The sequence below is a fragment of the Lelliottia sp. RD5 genome (assembly GCF_056032945.1).
The window spans coordinates 314997-331297 of the sequence record NZ_JBVYHQ010000001.1 but is presented as its reverse complement, the minus strand read 5'-3'; the positions used below and the strand labels follow the sequence as shown (position 1 = coordinate 331297).

Here is a 16301-nt window from a genome sequence, read left to right as displayed (position 1 = left end):
CAAAAAGCCACGGTTTCTGCCGTGGCTTATTATTTATCCGCCTGCGAGTTTCACTTTCATCCCTTTAGCTTCAAGCAGCGACTTAATTAAATCGCGATTGTCCCCCTGTATTTCAATCACGCCGTCTTTAACTGCCCCCCCGCAACCACATTTTTTCTTGAGCTCGGCTGCAAGCTTAGCAAGCGTAGCGTCATCCGCGTCGATACCTGTTATCAAACAAACGCCTTTGCCTTTACGGCCGCTGGTTTGACGTTGAATACGAACGATGCCATCGCCTTTAGGTCGTGGAGCAACGGTTTTGGGTTCGTCAATTCGACCGCTATCGGTCGAATAAACTAAACGACTGTTAGAGTCACTCATCCTGTCACCTTGCCCAGTGAAGTATTAATCGCTTTTAAGTTTAGCGCAGGGTCGGCAGATTGCGTGATCGGCCGGCCAATCACCATATAATCTACGCCGGCCGCGAGCGCCTCTTCAGGCGTCATTATGCGGCGTTGATCGCCCGCCTCACTGCCCTGCGGGCGAATGCCTGGCGTCACCAGCTTAAAGTTGTTGCCCAGAGCAGATTTAAACCGCACAGCTTCCTGCGCAGAACACACCACCCCATCAAGGCCGCAATTTTGCGTAAGGCGCGCAAGACGCTCAGCCTGATCTGCAGGTGACAACGTCACGCCTAAATCAAGCAGATCGCTTGCTTCCATGCTCGTCAAAACCGTCACAGCGATGAGCAATGGCGCATCTTTTCCAAAAGGAACGAGTGCCTCGCGGGCAGCCGTCATCATTCTCGCCCCACCCGAAGCATGTACGTTGACCATCCAGACACCCAGATCTGCCGCGGCGGCAACCGCATGCGCAGTGGTATTCGGAATATCATGGAATTTGAGGTCAAGAAAGATATCGAAACCGCGCTGCTGTAGATCGCGAACAATTTGCGGTCCAAACAGCGTGAACATCTCTTTGCCCACTTTCAGACGGCAGTCTCGCGGGTCAATCCGGTCGACAAAGGCAAGAGCGCTATCGCGATTGTTATAGTCGAGAGCGACAACAACGGGAGATTCGGTAACTACGCGGGAAGAAGATGCAACAGACGTCATGACCAGCCCTTTTCGTCTATGGGCGCCGCAGTTGGCGCGGGATAGATAAACGGCGAGCATTCTACCTGCCTGCACCGCAAATGAACAGAATCGTTTTATTTTCCTGCCAGACAGCCTACCGCACGGTGCCGCAAGAATGAAATCACCATTAATAGTATGTTGTAACTAAAGTATGGTGTTTTAAAAAATCACTGCCCATCCAGGCCGCGGATTGGCTTGATGGTTGACCACGCGCGACATGAAGGGCAATGCCAATAAAGCGTATATGCGGTAAATCCGCACTTCTGGCAGCGGTAGCGAGGCTTACTGCGCACCTGCTCACCGACCATGTCGCGTAGAACCATCAGACTCTCTTTCGCGCGCCCTTCTTCCGCATCATTCAGATGGTAATCCATCAGTTTGTGGAAGACACGCATGGTTGGGTGGCGCTGTAACTGACGCGTAATGTAGACCTGCGCGGTATCGTTGCCTTCGTGTTGCTCGACAACGTCTGCCAGCATTAACTCTGCCATTGCGCCGGTGTTTTCTTCAACGCAGCGGCGTAAGAAGGCAACCCATTCATCAGGTTTATCGAGTTGCTGATAGCACGTTTGCAGCATTTCAAGCGTTTCGCTGACCAGTTCTTTGTCCTGATCGATGACACGCAACAGGCATTCCACCGCCCTGGCAAACTCGCCCTTCGCCATAAACACGCGCCCCATCATGATGGAGATTCGCGCGCTGTTGCGATCGGCCGAAGCGCCCTTTTTAAGCAATGCCATGGCTTTATCCATGTCATCGCCGGCCATCTGCTGCAAGGCAAGCTCACAGTAGAAATGCGCGATTTCGACACGCTGCTTATCTTTGCCCAGTTTGACCAGGCGCTCGGCGGTGTCGATGGCTTTTTGCCAGTCACTGGTCAATTGATAGATTTGCAGGAGTTGCTGCAGAGCGCTGACGCGGAATTCCGTTTCATCGACCAGCTGGCTAAACATATCTTCAGCACGGTCATAAAGACCCGCAGCCATATAGTCGCGGCCTAACTGCTGAACCGCTAACAGTCGCTGATCGTATGTCAGAGAAGCGCTTTCCATGAGCGTCTGGTGAATGCGAATAGCCCGGTCAACTTCGCCACGCGAGCGGAACAGGTTTCCGAGGGTGAGATGAGCCTCAACGGTTCCGGTATCCTCTTTAAGCATGTCGAGGAACAGGTCTACCGCTTTATCCTGTTGATTACTCAGAAGGAAGTTTACCCCCGCAACATAGTCACGGGACAGTCGGTTAGCCTCATCCTGCTTTGTTTGTTGCGCACTTCTGCGGCCCATATACCAGCCATAGGCTGCGGCGACAGGCAAAAGCAGAAACAACAACTCCAGCATATTCGATTATTCCTTCGCGACTGGCATACCAGGATTCACTGGAACGTCGGTTGCAGGTGCAATTTGATTTTCAAGACGTTTAATTTTGCGTTCAGCGCGCGCAAGAGAAACACGAATTTTAAGCCAGAAGAGACCACAAACTAACCAGCCGATAGCAAATCCAGCGGCGAATAAGACAGCAAGTAAGCTCGATACGCGATACTCGCCCTGTGCCAGCAGATAATTAAATGAAACCAGCTGATCGTTTTGCGCGCCCAATGTGACCGAAATGACAAAAATCGCCAATACCAGTAAGAAAATGAGTAAATATTTCACATTACTTCCCGTTATGTGGTTTAAGCGAATAAAGAATGTTCAATTCACCGCAATCAGCCCTATAAACTACCATTTTAGCCGCGAGCGTGGAATGGGAAAAATTGTACGTCCTGTCTGGATTTATGGGCAAAACGTCGATTTTCAACCCTGAGGGTCATCCTGCTGACGTTCTGCGATCTCTTTGTTCTCTTCCGGAGGCGGCATAAGTGGCCCGCAAAGCCGCTGGGCAATCCAGGTGGCCAATGTCACCAACAGCCAGGATATCAGCGTCGCCACCACCAGATCGCGTGGCCAATGCATCCCCAACAGCAGGCGGCTGCCCAGGACGGCTGTGGCCCATACAAGCAAAATAGCAATCGTCACAGTACGACGACGCGGCCACAATAATCCGACCGCCAGTAAAGCCCAACTGGCTGCAAACATCGTATGACCCGACGGAAACGCAAACCCGGTCTCTTTTTGCCAATGCTGACGTAAGAATTTCGGAATATCCCGCTCCTCGGCAAGCTGATCTTTAACCAGATGCCCCCGATCTTTACGCTTTAAATTGTAGAAGGTATCTACCGGAATATGATGCGTTTTTTCAAGCCAGACGACAAAAGGACGCGGCTCCTGCACCCGGTCTTTCACCCATGACTTGATGCCCTGTCCGGCGACAATGGCCACGCCGAGAATCACAAAAAGCATTATGGCCGGACGCAAACGAAAGCGCAGACACCACAGGAACCAGGCGCAAAGTACACCGTGGGTAATGATTCCCCAGGGCTGGGTGACCGTTTCGGTTATCCAGTAGAGCGCTTTCAGCCAACTCTCATGATGTCCTGGGGTCCAGCTCCAGCCTGATACCCAGACGGCAACGGGCATAATAAGTAAGATAGCGGCGCCAGCAGCCGTGCGGCGAGCAATTGAAAGCATGATGTCTCCTTTTTCGCTAAGCTCAACAATCATAACTGAAATAAATCTCTTGCGGGAAAATGTCGGATTGTGCGTTTAACGCGCGGACAGTGTGGCCTCAACTAGGTGAACACTGACAGCTTGTGGCAAAATAGCAGGATACGAAAGCCGAAGGGCGAAAGACACGAAACGTGTCAGCATTCTCTGGAGAATCACATGCAGCTTAAACGCGTGGCAGAAGCCAATCTGCCGACCCCATGGGGCGATTTCCTGATGGTGGGTTTTGAAGAAGTCGCAACCGGGCAGGATCACGTCGCGTTAGTCTTTGGCGATATTTCAGGACAAACTCCCGTACTAGCTCGCGTCCATTCAGAATGCCTGACGGGCGACGCCCTGTTCAGCCTGCGCTGTGATTGCGGCTTCCAGCTTGAAGCGGCACTTTCTCATATTGCAGAAGAAGGTCGCGGCATACTGCTTTATCATCGCCAGGAAGGTCGTAACATTGGCCTGCTGAATAAGATTCGCGCTTACGCGCTACAGGATCAGGGTTACGATACCGTTGAGGCTAACCATCAGCTTGGTTTTGCCGCTGATGAACGTGACTTTACGCTTTGCGCGGATATGTTCAAACTTCTGGGCGTCGATGAGGTTCGTCTGCTGACGAACAACCCGCGTAAAGTGGAAATTCTGGGTGAAGCTGGGATCAATATTGTTGAGCGCGTGTCGCTGATTGTCGGACGTAATCCTAAAAACGAACACTATCTGGATACGAAAGCCGCAAAGATGGGCCATTTGCTTAGCGAATGATTCGAGTTGCCCGGCAGCGCGAAAACTGCCGGGCTACGATGCGATTAATTCAGCATATTACGAATCACATAATGCAATATTCCGTCATTCTGGTAATAGGTTAGCTCCGTCGCAGTATCGATACGGCAACGGCATTCCAGCATTTCCGCTTGACCATCAGCGCGCGTAAGTTGCACCTGGACGTTAGCCCCCGGCTTCACATCCTGCAGATCGCTGATATCAATTCTCTCTTCCCCGGTTAATCCCAGCGTTTTACGGGTGACGCCCTGTGGGAACTCAAGCGGCAAAATCCCCATCCCAATCAGATTTGAACGGTGAATTCGCTCAAAAGATTCGGCGATGACGACACGCACACCCAGCAAACGTGGCCCCTTCGCCGCCCAGTCGCGACTTGATCCAGACCCGTACTCTTTGCCCGCAATAACGGCTAAAGGCGTGCCTTCCTGCTGGTATTTCATCGCGGCATCGTAAATAGCGACGACATCGTTACCCGGCAAATGGCGGGTCATTCCGCCTTCAATACCGGGGACCATTTCGTTGCGAATACGAATGTTGGCAAAGGTCCCCCGCATCATGATTTCATGATTGCCGCGACGAGAGCCATAGGAGTTAAAATCGCGACGCTCAACGCCACGCCCCTGGAGATAGCGTCCGGCCGGACTGTCAGCCTTAATGCTCCCCGCCGGAGAAATATGGTCGGTCGTCACGGAATCTCCCAGCATGGCGAGGATCCGCGCACCGTGAATATCGACCAGCGGTTTTGGGTCGGCTTCCATATCGTCAAAGAACGGTGATAAGCGGATGTACGTCGAATCGTTCTGCCAGCCGTAAGTGTCAGACCGCTCCACTTCGATGGTTTTCCATTCAGGCGTGCCCTCAAACACCTCCGCGTACTCTTTGCGGAACATATCCGTCGAGACCTGCTCAACCGCGCGCGCAATTTCCTGCGCTGAGGGCCAGATATCTTTCAGATAGACCGGATCGCCTTTGCGATCGTGTCCAAGAGGATCGGTCGCCAGATTGATATTCATATTCCCCGCCAGGGCGTAGGCTACGACCAGCGGTGGTGACGCAAGCCAGTTGGTTTTCACCAGCGGATGGATACGCCCTTCAAAGTTTCGGTTTCCTGAAAGTACAGCCCCCACAGTCAGATCGCCCTGCTTAATGGCCTGCTCAATCGGATCGGGAAGTGGGCCCGAGTTGCCGATACAGGTTGTACAGCCGTAGCCCACCAGGTTAAATCCCAGTTCATCCAGATAGGGCGTGAGCCTGGCCTGAGCCAGATAATCTGATACCACTTTTGATCCTGGCGCTAACGAGGCTTTTACCCACGGCTGGCGCTTCAAACCCAGCGTCACCGCTTTTTTCGCCAGCAGCCCCGCCGCCATCAACACGCTGGGGTTAGACGTGTTGGTACAGGAGGTGATGGCCGCAATGACCACGGCACCGTCAGGAAGCTGATACTGATGGCCGTTCATAACATAGTTGACGGGATTGCGATCTTTTTGCGCCGTGTGGAGCTCCAGCTCGGCACTGGCTGCAAAGGCTTTTGGCACATCATTCAGCGAAACACGATCCTGCGGGCGTTTTGGTCCTGCAAGACTGGCTTCGACTTCATCCATGTCCAGTTCCAGCGTGCTAGTAAATACAGGTTCATCACCCGGATTGCGCCACATTCCCTGGGCTTTGGCATACGCTTCGACCAGCGCGACCTGTTCGTCGCTGCGCCCACTCAAACGCATGTATTCCAGGGTCACACCATCGATCGGGAAAAAGCCGCAGGTTGCACCATATTCCGGGGCCATGTTAGCGATTGTCGCGCGATCGGCGAGAGGTAATGAATCAAGCCCATCGCCGTAGAATTCAACAAATTTGCCCACAACACCGTGCTTACGCAGCATTTGCGTGACGGTCAGTACCAGATCGGTAGCGGTGATACCTTCACGCAGCTTGCCCAACAGTTTAAATCCCACCACATCCGGGATAAGCATCGAAACCGGCTGGCCCAGCATCGCCGCTTCAGCTTCGATACCGCCAACGCCCCAGCCCAACACACCCAGTCCATTAATCATTGTGGTGTGGGAGTCTGTCCCCACCAGCGTGTCCGGATAGGCTATCCACTCTTTATCCTGGAGCTCACTCCAGACCGCCTTGCCAAGATATTCCAGATTGACCTGATGACAAATGCCGGTACCCGGCGGCACCACGCTAAAGCGGCTAAAAGCCTGCTGGCCCCATTTCAGAAAGACATAGCGCTCGTGGTTACGTTCCATCTCCAGACGGACGTTTTCTTCAAAAGCGTCATCATTACCAAAATGATCGACCGTCACCGAGTGGTCGATAACGAGATCGACCGGAGAAAGTGGGTTAACTTTGGCGGTGTCTCCGCCCAGCCGTTTTACGGCTTCGCGCATGGCGGCCAAATCAACGACAGCCGGAACGCCGGTGAAGTCTTGCATCAGTACCCTGGCCGGGCGGTAGGCGATTTCACGATCGGCATGAGCGGCTTTCAGCCAGCCCGCCAGCGCCTGAATGTCATCGGCGGTAACCGACTCTTCATCCTGCCAGCGTAAAAGGTTTTCCAGTAAGACTTTCAGTGATTTAGGTAATCGCGAAATGTCACCAAGTGTTTTGGCAGCCAGCGGCAAGCTGTAGTAGTGATAGGTCTTGTTCTCGGCTTGCAACGTGTCCTTACAGGCTTCGCGTAGGGTGAACGACATAAGCTCCTCCTTAATTACAGGGATACCCCGACAATCATCGGGACCGTAATTAAAGATAACACAAAGATGTCGTAACGTTTTGATAACAACCCAAATTGACAAATCAGGTTGTGGGTTAGCCTTGAGATAAAACAAAAAACCTCGCCGCAGCGAGGTTTTAGATTTAGTTTAGGGCCAGCCAGATAAGCTGACACCAGAACAGAATGGAGACAGTAAACGCGCCCATCCACGACCAGTATTTAACGTTTTGTAGAGTATTCATCATCTGACACCAGACTTTATATTTATTTGCTCGATCGGGTATTACCCGATTATTTATTACTGATGTGTATTTATTAAATAGTACAAAAGTGCACGGTTCATTGCCTGAAAGTACCCGGAGGACAAGGCATCAATTATTGTTTCTTCGGTTCGTCTTCTGCGAACGTATCAATAAACGCTTGCTGCTGAGCGGAAAGCTTCCAGGAGTCTGGGACGCTTGTTGTAGGCTCTTTACGCGCGGCAAGATTACTGTCACAAGGTTGACACAATTTTTTCACCGGTTCGATACGCATTTGAGTCGCCATAATCATCCCCAATATTTCCAGACCAGTAACGCCACCACCACCCAGAACAGGGTGGAGCCAAGAAACACCGCCAGCCAGGCTTTACGCTTAAACGCGGAATCCCTCTGCGGTTCTTCACTTCCTGACGGCATTGCTAACCTCATACAATCGATTTCGCTTATCATTTTGATACCAAACAATCGGTACAACTAATCATGAGTTGAGATAAATCCTAAAGAAACTTTAGTCGAAAAGCTAGTGAATTTACGAACGTTTTCCAGGGAATTAGTTAATCTTTTGACCAGAAATAAATAATTGAAACGAGGAATTTGCGAAGTGGGAATTTACTTTCTACTTTTGTCGCAATTTCGCGACAGTTTTTACAATAAACCGGTAATGTTTATCCGGTTATATAGTCAATCAAATGAAGATGATGATAATTCTAATTTAGCTTTAGGGCATTATTTCGGTATCTTCCCGGGCGGGAAGATACCGGATGTCATTATTTTTCCGGGAGCTTAATATCCTGGAACATGGCTTCAATATCTTCATTTGACCGCAACGCAACGGCGGTATCGACCACATCGCGCGTTAAATGCGGCGCAAAGCGTTGAATGAAATCGTACATATAACTTCTCAGGAATGTACTGCGACGGAAGCCAATTTTAGTCGTGCTATGGCTAAAGACATCGTGCGCATCCAGACGAACCAGATCGGGGTCTGAGACCGGGTCTACTGCCATACTGGCAATCACCCCCACACCGAGGCCGAGACGCACATACGTTTTAATCACGTCAGCATCCGTGGCGGTGAAAACAATACGCGGCGTTAAGCCCGCACGATTAAAGGCCGTATCAAGCTCTGAGCGCCCGGTGAAACCAAAGGTGTAGGTGACCAACGGATACTGCGCCAGCTCTTCAATCGTAACCGATCCCTTCCCTGCCAGCGGATGATCCGGTGTTACCACTATCGAACGATTCCAGTGGTAGCACGGCAGCATTACCAGATCGTCATAGAGGTGAAGCGCCTCAGTGGCGATAGCAAAATCAGCATTGCCCTTTGAGACCGCTTCAGCAATTTGAGTGGGTGAGCCCTGATGCATATGGAGTGAGACGCGCGGATAGCGCTCGATAAAGCCTTTAATCACACCCGGCAATGCATAACGTGCCTGGGTGTGCGTCGTGGCGATATAGAGAGAGCCTTTATCAGGCCAGGTATGTTCGCCAGCGACCGATTTAATCGCATCAACTTTTGACAGTACTTCCCGGGCGATACGAATGATTTCCTGACCCGCGGGCGTCACCTGCGTCAAATGCTTACCGCTGCGGGCAAAAATCTGAATGCCCAACTCATCTTCCAGCATGCGGACCTGCTTACTGATGCCGGGTTGAGAGGTATAGAGACCTTCTGCAGTCGAAGAAACGTTGAGGTTGTGATTGACCACCTCAACAATATAACGAAGCTGTTGTAGTTTCATGCCAGACCATCCGATTTAGCGTACACGGGCAATCGCTTAATACGATTTAATAATAAGAAAGGAGTTAACTATAACCACTATATCATTTATAGCCTGACTGTATAGTACGGAACAAAAAATAATAAGCGGGCAATAAAAAAGGGCCGGAATCCCGGCCCTTTAGAGGTAAGTTAAGGTTATGAAAGATTATTTCTTACCTTCGACCCACTTCCCGTCAATAAAGAATGCTGACCATCCGGTCGCTTTACCCTCTTTCTCAGCAGACACATATTGCTGCTTCGTTTTACGGCTAAAGCGGACAACGGTTTTATTCCCTTCCGGATCCTGCTGTGGCGCATCAGCCAGATAACGCAGCTTTTCCGGTAAACGATCGCGGAAGCGATATAACTCTTCCACCAGCGGCGCACGCGTTTCACGCGATTTAGGGAAGGTGTTCGCAGCAAGGAAGACCCCTGCAGCACCGTCACGCAGAACAAAATAGGCATCAGACTTTTCACACGGCAATTCAGGAAGCGGGACCGGATCTTCCTTCGGCGGAGCCACTTCACCATTACGCAGGATCTTACGCGTGTTTTTACATTCTTCGTTGGTACAAGCCATGTACTTACCAAAACGCCCCATTCTCAGGTGCATTTCAGAACCACACTTCTCACACTCCACGATGGGGCCGTCATAGCCTTTGATGCGGAACTCGCCCTCTTCGATCTCGTATCCATCACACGTTGGGTTATTACCGCAGACATGCAATTTACGTTTCGGATCGATCAGATAGCTGTCCATCGCCGTGCCGCATTTCTGGCAACGACGCTTCGCGCGCAGCGCATTGGTTTCGGCGTCATCACCTTCCAGAACGTTGAGAACTTCATTCTCAGGCACCAGATTAATGGTGGTTTTGCAACGCTCTTTCGGCGGTAACGCATAACCGGAACAACCGAGGAACACGCCCGTCGTCGCGGTACGAATACCCATCTGACGGCTGCAGGTTGGGCAGTCGATGCTGGTCAGCACCATCTGGTTAGGCTGCATGCCGCCTTCTTCCGGATCTTTCTCGGCTTTTGCCAACTGCTCGGTAAAATCACTGAAGAAACTATCCAGTACATTTTTCCATTCAGCCTGATGGTTCGCCACCTGATCCAGACGGTCTTCCATCTGCGCGGTGAAATCGTAGTTCATCAGCTCGCGGAAGTTATCTTCCAGACGATCGGTGACGATCTCACCCATTTTTTCAGCGTAGAAACGACGGTTTTCAGCGCGGACGTAACCACGATCCTGAATGGTCGAAATGATCGATGCATAGGTCGACGGGCGACCAATACCGCGTTTTTCAAGCTCTTTAACCAAAGAAGCTTCACTAAAACGTGCAGGCGGCTTAGTAAAGTGCTGAGCAGGAATGAGTTCAGTCAATGACAGCTCATCGCCTTTATTTACCGGCGGCAAAATACGATCTTCATCGCCTTTACGCAGCGCAGGCATCACTTTCGTCCAGCCGTCGAAGCGCAAGATACGGCCGCGGGCTTTAAGACGGAAATCACCTGCACCGACTGTCAGCGTGGTGGAATCATATTTTGCAGGATTCATCTGACACGCAACAAACTGGCGCCAGATGAGCTGATAAAGCTTTTGTGCATCGGTTTCCATATCCTTCAGGGATTCGGAAACAACGGACACATCAGAAGGACGAATCGCTTCGTGCGCTTCCTGAGAATTTTCTTTGCTTGCGTACTGGTTCGCACTTTCCGGCAGATATTTCTTACCGAAGTTTTCACCGATATAGTCACGCACCATGCTGACGGCGTCCTGGCTCAGATTCGTCGAGTCAGTACGCATGTAGGTGATGTAACCCGCTTCATACAAACGCTGCGCCATCATCATGGTTTTCTTCACACCAAAGCCCAGACGAGTACTTGCCGCCTGTTGCAGGGTGGAGGTGATGAAAGGTGCGCCAGGTTTGCTGCTGGTCGGTTTATCTTCACGCTCAACGACCTGATAACGCGCCTTTTCAAGCTGCGCAACTGCAGCCATGGTATGGTCACGGTTAACAGGGCGGAAAGGTTTGTCATTTTCGTGAGTGACTTGCAGCGGCAGCGCGTCACCTGCAGGCGTGGTGACGTTTGCATCAATTTCCCAGAACTCTTCCGGGACAAACGCTTTAATTTCGCGCTCACGTTCGACAACTAAACGCACCGCAACGGACTGAACGCGCCCTGCGGAAAGTCCACGGGCAATTTTTTTCCACAGCAGTGGCGAGACCATATAACCCACAACGCGGTCCATAAAACGACGCGCCTGCTGGGCATTTACACGGTCAATATTCAGTTCGCCCGGCTTCTCAAACGCCTGACGAATCGCATTCTTAGTTATCTCGTTAAATACCACACGGCTGTAGCGTGTTTCGTCACCACCAATGATTTCCCGCAGGTGCCACGCAATGGCTTCCCCTTCGCGGTCAAGGTCGGTTGCGAGATAAATGTGGTCAGCTTTTTCTGCGAGCTGCTTCAGCTCATTGACAACTTTTTCTTTGCCTGGAAGCACTTCGTATTGTGCTTCCCACTCGTGCCATGGATCGACACCCATACGGTTGACGAGCGCAGTACGTTCATCCTTTTTAGGCTTTTTAGCCCCTTTGGTGGAGGTAGAGTCTGCGCTCTTTTTACTGGCTGAGCCACTGGTCGGCAAATCGCGGACATGACCAACGCTGGACTTAACCACGTAGTCATTGCCCAGATACTTATTGATCGTTTTGGCTTTTGCCGGGGACTCAACGATGACGAGAGCTTTACCCATATTCACCTTTACCTAATTTAATTCTTCCAGGAATACGCCGCACGTTGATTCCCCTTCCACTGGCGACGTGCTTTTTATATTGCATCGTTACCAGGGGATATCAACCCTATTTCTTACCAGACGCCGAAATTTGAACATCCAGGTGATTGAGATATCGGGCATTTTTACTTACATCAAAATGACTATGCGACGAGCTTTCGGTCGAATGTCAAGCAATTCTGTTGCCAGATTGACGAAAGCGCACACTGTACCTGATAAAATCTGTTACGCAACTTTATTAGCATGCAAAAACAAATCACGCCAACTTTGCCCCTGCGCTGTAGCCCCTCGATTTACAGGGAAAATTTGCCCATGGAGTGTGTCCGGCGTAGACTAAAGCCACTTTTTAAGGAGTGGAATATGCAGCAAAATAGCCAACCCATCGATCGTGAAACGTTGCTTGTTGAAGCGAACAAACTGATTCGTGACCACGAAGATACCCTGGCAGGAATTGAAGCCACCGGCGTTGAGCAACGTAACGGTGTACTGGTGTTCAGCGGTGAATATTTTCTTGATGAGCAAGGTCTACCCACCCCCAAGAGCACGGCAGTATTTAACATGTTCAAATACCTGGCTCACGCGCTCTCAGAGAAATATCACCTGATCGATTAAACGTAAAACGCGAGGCAAATGCCTCGCGTTTCTTTTTGACGTCGTTTACAGCAGCGGCTTTTGCCCGCGCTGCAACCAGCGCAATAAAAGACGATCCGCGCTATCGGCGGCACTGTTCGTAAAGCGATCTAACAGTCGTTTACGCTGGGTAAACCGCACACCGACCAGTTCACGACCGTCCATCAGACTCAGGAGCAAATCGTCGCTCGTGCCGACCTCGTCCACCAGCCCTTTCTCCTGCGCCTGGATGCCGTACCAGTGTTCACCTGTCGCCACCTGATCAATATCCAGCGAAGGACGCATGCGATGCACGAACTCCTTGAAAAGATGGTGCGTTTCATTCAGGTCTTCACGAAATTTCTGACGGCCCTCTTCGGTATTTTCACCCAGCAGCGTCAGCGTCCGTTTGTACTGCCCGGCAGTGTGCAGCTCAATGTCGATCTCTTTATTTTTTAAGAAGCGATTGAAGTTAGGGATTTGCGCGACAACGCCTATTGACCCCAGGATCGCAAAAGGTGCCGCCACGATTTTGTCGGCTACGCAGGCCATCATATAGCCCCCGCTCGCCGCCACTTTGTCTACCGCTACCGTTAACGGAATCTGCTTATCACGCAAACGCTGCAACTGCGAGGCCGCCAGACCGTAACCGTGAACAACACCACCAGGGCTTTCTAACCGCAGAACGACCTGATCCTGCGGCTTGGCCACGGCCAACACCGCCGTCACCTCTTCCCGCAGCGATGACACTTCATGCGCATCCATACTGCCTTTAAAATCCAGAACATACACGCGTGGTTTGGTGACTTCCTGTTGCGCCTGTTTAGCGTTCGCTTTTGCCGCTTTAGCTTCCAGCTTGTGCTTTTTCTTTTGCGCTTTATGCCACATCTTTTGCTGATGCTCATCCAGCAACGCAACCGACATGTCTTCCTGCATCTCCTTATACTGCTCGCTTAAGCGGGTGATACGTAACTCGCCGCGCTGACGCTTGCGCTGCGTCAGATTCACGAGCAGAACCGCAATGGCGATAATAGCGATCGCTACCGTCGCGATTTTGGCCAAAAACAAACCATATTCAGAAAGTAATTCCACGTGTTCCACCTTGATTTAACCACGAATCTTTCCCGACCAGTGTACAACAGCCTTCGTCAGGCGTCTCGTTCGCAACAGTGCCCGTGCGAGCGGCTTTCAGGACCAGGTGATTATGGTAGAAATAGTTGCAAATTGTTAATTTCGAAGCGTTCTCTCCTGTAGACTGATTGAAATCATGCGCCGTTTCGGGCATAAAACCGAAAAGCGAACAAAAAGCAGGCGCAGCCGATGTGTTCCGCGCCGCAGGAGTCACCGTGCACTATCAACCGAAAAAAGATTTACTGCAAAATCGTATTATCCTTGTCACCGGTGCCAGCGACGGTATTGGTCGCGAAGCCGCACTGACCTATGCCCGATACGGCGCCACCGTCGTGCTGCTGGGCCGCAATCAAGATAAATTACGCAGTGTGGCTGACGAAATCGCCGCAATCAGCGGCGCGCCGGCTCGGTGGTACAGCCTGGATTTGTTGTCCTGCACACAAGAATCATGCCGCGAATTAGCCCAGCACATTGCCCGTGATTATCCGCGCCTTGACGGGGTGTTGCACAATGCCGGTTTACTCGGTGAAGTCTGTCCCATGGATGAGCAAAACGCCGAAATCTGGCAACAGGTTATGCAGGTCAATATCAACGGTACCTTTTTCCTGACTCAGGCCCTTCTTCCTTTATTGCTCAAGTCTGATTCCGGGTCGCTGGTCTTTACGTCATCAAGTGTGGGTCGTCAGGGCCGGGCAAATTGGGGCGCGTATGCCGTATCGAAGTTTGCCACCGAAGGTATGATGCAGGTACTGGCTGAGGAATATCAAAGCCGTCATTTGCGGGTCAACTGCATTAATCCAGGTGGTACGCGCACTAAAATGCGGGCCAGCGCCTTCCCTTCGGAAGACCCGCAAAAGCTCAAAACGCCGGCAGATATTATGCCGCTTTATCTGTGGTTAATGGGCGATGATAGTCGTCGTAAAACCGGAATGACCTTTGATGCCCAGCCGGGCCGTAAGCCAGGAATTTCTCAATGAGTGAAGATCGCCACCAGCAACGCCAGCAACGATTGAAAGAACAGGTTGACGCCCGCGTCGCTGCAGCCCAGGACGAGCGCGGTATCGTCATTGTGTTTACCGGAAATGGAAAAGGGAAAACGACGGCGGCTTTTGGGACCGCCACCCGCGCCGTTGGGCACGGTCAGAAAGTGGGTGTGGTGCAGTTTATCAAAGGGGAATGGCCCAACGGCGAGCGCAATCTGCTTGAGCCTCACGGCGTAGAATTTCAGGTCATGGCGACCGGTTTTACCTGGGATACGCAAAACCGCGAAAGCGATACTGCAGCCTGTCTTGCCGTGTGGGAGCACGCAAAACGGATGCTTGCCGATCCGCTGCTCGATATGGTGTTACTCGATGAGATCACCTACATGGTGGCCTACGATTATCTTTCACTGGAAGCGGTATTGACTGCGCTGAAAAACCGCCCTTCGCACCAGACGGCGATCGTCACGGGGCGCGGATGTCACCGGGAAATTCTGGACTATGCGGATACGGTCAGTGAGCTTCGCCCTGTTAAACACGCGTTTGACGCGGGCATAAAAGCGCAGATTGGGATCGACTACTAAATAAGAAAAAACCCGGCGATGCCGGGTTTATTTTTTTAGCCGTTGTTGTTACGGCTGCCAGAACGGCGAGTCGGGCTCACCTGGCTATGGCGCTTGACAGCGCGGCGAATCTGATTCGCTTTCACGCGACGACGATCTTTCTCAACCGCCACTTTCGACGTGGTTTCTGGTTTAAGTTCGACCAGTTCACGCAAATAGTTGGTCTGGGTTAAATCCAGCTCCGTATACCCGCCGCGCGGCAGGCCTTTCGGCAGCAGAATGTCACCATAACGCACACGAATCAGTCGGCTAACCTGCACACCCACCGCTTCCCAAAGACGACGCACCTCACGGTTACGACCTTCAGTCAGCGTGACGTTGTACCACTGGTTGATACCTTCACCGCCGGTGAATTTGATCGTTTTAAATGCCGCTGGGCCATCTTCAAGCTGAACGCCGCGCGATAAATCACGCAGTTTATGTTCGTCAACTTCGCCGAAGACACGCACCGCATATTCGCGTTCTACTTCGCGGCTCGGGTGCATCAGGCGGTTAGCCAGTTCACCATCGGTGGTGAATAACATCAGACCGCAGGTGTTAACATCCAGACGACCAACAGCAATCCAGCGCGCCCCGCGCAGTTTTGGCAGACGGTCAAATACGGTTGGACGTCCTTCCGGATCGTTACGGGTACACAATTCGCCTTCCGGCTTATAGTAAGCCAGCACGCGACAAATCTGTTCTGCGGATTCTTTCACCGAGATAACGTGGCCGTCGAGACGAATTTTCATTCCCGCGACGACTTCCACACGATCGCCCAGCTTGGCAATTTTGCCATCAACACTGACGCGACCGGCTTCGATAATAGTTTCGATTTCACGGCGTGAACCGTGGCCAGCACGCGCCAGCACTTTCTGTAATTTCTCGCTCATTGAGCATCCTTCAGGTGTCGCCTTCACAGGCGTCGAATTAGGGTCAAAAAAGC

General features: G+C 51.6%; 17 protein-coding genes. 4 read left to right on the top strand and 13 right to left on the bottom strand.

Translation table 11 applies throughout. From position 1 onward, the window contains the following. Positions 1 to 33: 33 nt before the first annotated feature. The 5 genes from yciH to pgpB form a co-directional block, all read right to left on the bottom strand. On the bottom strand, positions 34 to 360 hold the full coding sequence (yciH, locus tag AC0LWE_RS01800) for a stress response translation initiation inhibitor YciH (RefSeq protein WP_059179114.1): 327 nt from the start codon (positions 358 to 360) through the stop codon (positions 34 to 36). After that, positions 357 to 1094, bottom strand: coding sequence for an orotidine-5'-phosphate decarboxylase (gene pyrF / locus AC0LWE_RS01795; RefSeq protein WP_219346496.1), 738 nt, complete (start codon positions 1092 to 1094; stop codon positions 357 to 359). The genes yciH and pyrF overlap by 4 nt, the downstream gene beginning before the upstream one ends. A 188-nt stretch (positions 1095 to 1282) precedes the next feature. Continuing rightward, complete coding sequence (gene lapB / locus AC0LWE_RS01790; protein ID WP_096759529.1) at positions 1283 to 2452, bottom strand: lipopolysaccharide assembly protein LapB; 1170 nt, start codon at positions 2450 to 2452, stop codon at positions 1283 to 1285. 6 nt (positions 2453 to 2458) lie between these two features. Further along, complete coding sequence (locus AC0LWE_RS01785; protein ID WP_059179117.1) at positions 2459 to 2767, bottom strand: LapA family protein; 309 nt, start codon at positions 2765 to 2767, stop codon at positions 2459 to 2461. A gap of 141 nt (positions 2768 to 2908) precedes the next feature. Continuing rightward, on the bottom strand, positions 2909 to 3682 hold the full coding sequence (gene pgpB / locus AC0LWE_RS01780) for a phosphatidylglycerophosphatase B (protein WP_219346495.1): 774 nt from the start codon (positions 3680 to 3682) through the stop codon (positions 2909 to 2911). Positions 3683 to 3877: 195 nt separating this feature from the next. Here pgpB and ribA point away from each other — a divergent pair, with 195 nt between their 5' ends. Continuing rightward, the gene (gene ribA, locus AC0LWE_RS01775) at positions 3878 to 4468 is read left to right on the top strand and encodes a GTP cyclohydrolase II (RefSeq protein WP_059179119.1); all 591 of its coding nucleotides are present in this window, start codon (positions 3878 to 3880) and stop codon (positions 4466 to 4468) included. Between the two features lie 44 nt (positions 4469 to 4512). Here the strand turns inward: ribA and acnA are convergent, their stop codons facing one another. The 6 genes from acnA to topA form a co-directional block, all read right to left on the bottom strand. Then, positions 4513 to 7188 (bottom strand): aconitate hydratase AcnA, encoded by a 2676-nt coding sequence (acnA, locus tag AC0LWE_RS01770; protein WP_474264733.1) that lies wholly within the window; start codon positions 7186 to 7188, stop codon positions 4513 to 4515. 163 nt (positions 7189 to 7351) lie between these two features. Next, positions 7352 to 7450 (bottom strand): small membrane protein YmiC, encoded by a 99-nt coding sequence (gene ymiC, locus AC0LWE_RS01765; protein ID WP_337926255.1) that lies wholly within the window; start codon positions 7448 to 7450, stop codon positions 7352 to 7354. A 133-nt stretch (positions 7451 to 7583) separates the two neighbouring features. Then, complete coding sequence (locus tag AC0LWE_RS01760) at positions 7584 to 7754, bottom strand: hypothetical protein (protein ID WP_096759585.1); 171 nt, start codon at positions 7752 to 7754, stop codon at positions 7584 to 7586. Positions 7755 to 7756: 2 nt separating this feature from the next. Next, positions 7757 to 7897: a YmiA family putative membrane protein gene (locus AC0LWE_RS01755; RefSeq protein ID WP_216979982.1), complete on the bottom strand. Its 141-nt coding sequence runs from the start codon at positions 7895 to 7897 to the stop codon at positions 7757 to 7759. Positions 7898 to 8235: 338 nt separating this feature from the next. Then, positions 8236 to 9210 carry an HTH-type transcriptional regulator CysB gene (gene cysB, locus AC0LWE_RS01750; protein WP_012017585.1) on the bottom strand — a complete coding sequence of 325 codons (975 nt, stop codon included), beginning with the start codon at positions 9208 to 9210 and terminating at the stop codon, positions 8236 to 8238. A gap of 186 nt (positions 9211 to 9396) precedes the next feature. Continuing rightward, entirely contained in the window at positions 9397 to 11994 is a 2598-nt protein-coding gene (gene topA, locus AC0LWE_RS01745) for a type I DNA topoisomerase (RefSeq protein WP_174343256.1), read from the bottom strand. 399 nt (positions 11995 to 12393) lie between these two features. Here topA and AC0LWE_RS01740 point away from each other — a divergent pair, with 399 nt between their 5' ends. Further along, entirely contained in the window at positions 12394 to 12645 is a 252-nt protein-coding gene (locus tag AC0LWE_RS01740) for a YciN family protein (protein WP_059179122.1), read from the top strand. 45 nt (positions 12646 to 12690) lie between these two features. On the opposite strand, the gene sohB is transcribed toward AC0LWE_RS01740, so the two are convergent. After that, positions 12691 to 13734 (bottom strand): protease SohB, encoded by a 1044-nt coding sequence (gene sohB / locus AC0LWE_RS01735; RefSeq protein ID WP_202693320.1) that lies wholly within the window; start codon positions 13732 to 13734, stop codon positions 12691 to 12693. Between the two features lie 254 nt (positions 13735 to 13988). On the opposite strand from sohB, the gene AC0LWE_RS01730 reads away from it, so the two are divergent. Next, on the top strand, positions 13989 to 14750 hold the full coding sequence (locus tag AC0LWE_RS01730) for a YciK family oxidoreductase (RefSeq protein WP_202667915.1): 762 nt from the start codon (positions 13989 to 13991) through the stop codon (positions 14748 to 14750). Continuing rightward, positions 14747 to 15337, top strand: coding sequence for a cob(I)yrinic acid a,c-diamide adenosyltransferase (gene cobO, locus AC0LWE_RS01725; RefSeq protein WP_202693319.1), 591 nt, complete (start codon positions 14747 to 14749; stop codon positions 15335 to 15337). The genes AC0LWE_RS01730 and cobO overlap by 4 nt, the downstream gene beginning before the upstream one ends. Before the next feature lie 35 nt (positions 15338 to 15372). Here cobO and rluB read toward each other — a convergent pair whose 3' ends face one another. After that, entirely contained in the window at positions 15373 to 16248 is an 876-nt protein-coding gene (gene rluB / locus AC0LWE_RS01720; RefSeq protein ID WP_012017591.1) for a 23S rRNA pseudouridine(2605) synthase RluB, read from the bottom strand. Positions 16249 to 16301 lie beyond the last annotated feature (53 nt).

Excerpts from the sequence above, each read along its gene's own strand:
- yciH (WP_059179114.1), bottom strand. The coding sequence starts at position 360 with ATGAGTGACTCTAACAGTCGTTTAGTTTATTCGACCGATAGCGGTCGA.
- pyrF (WP_219346496.1), bottom strand. The coding sequence starts at position 1,094 with ATGACGTCTGTTGCATCTTCTTCCCGCGTAGTTACCGAATCTCCCGTT.
- lapB (WP_096759529.1), bottom strand. The coding sequence starts at position 2,452 with ATGCTGGAGTTGTTGTTTCTGCTTTTGCCTGTCGCCGCAGCCTATGGC.
- pgpB (WP_219346495.1), bottom strand. The coding sequence starts at position 3,682 with ATGCTTTCAATTGCTCGCCGCACGGCTGCTGGCGCCGCTATCTTACTT.
- ribA (WP_059179119.1), top strand. The coding sequence starts at position 3,878 with ATGCAGCTTAAACGCGTGGCAGAAGCCAATCTGCCGACCCCATGGGGC.
- acnA (WP_474264733.1), bottom strand. The coding sequence starts at position 7,188 with ATGTCGTTCACCCTACGCGAAGCCTGTAAGGACACGTTGCAAGCCGAG.
- ymiC (WP_337926255.1), bottom strand. The coding sequence starts at position 7,450 with ATGAATACTCTACAAAACGTTAAATACTGGTCGTGGATGGGCGCGTTT.
- AC0LWE_RS01760 (WP_096759585.1), bottom strand. The coding sequence starts at position 7,754 with ATGGCGACTCAAATGCGTATCGAACCGGTGAAAAAATTGTGTCAACCT.
- AC0LWE_RS01755 (WP_216979982.1), bottom strand. The coding sequence starts at position 7,897 with ATGAGGTTAGCAATGCCGTCAGGAAGTGAAGAACCGCAGAGGGATTCC.
- cysB (WP_012017585.1), bottom strand. The coding sequence starts at position 9,210 with ATGAAACTACAACAGCTTCGTTATATTGTTGAGGTGGTCAATCACAAC.
- topA (WP_174343256.1), bottom strand. The coding sequence starts at position 11,994 with ATGGGTAAAGCTCTCGTCATCGTTGAGTCCCCGGCAAAAGCCAAAACG.
- AC0LWE_RS01740 (WP_059179122.1), top strand. The coding sequence starts at position 12,394 with ATGCAGCAAAATAGCCAACCCATCGATCGTGAAACGTTGCTTGTTGAA.
- cobO (WP_202693319.1), top strand. The coding sequence starts at position 14,747 with ATGAGTGAAGATCGCCACCAGCAACGCCAGCAACGATTGAAAGAACAG.
- rluB (WP_012017591.1), bottom strand. The coding sequence starts at position 16,248 with ATGAGCGAGAAATTACAGAAAGTGCTGGCGCGTGCTGGCCACGGTTCA.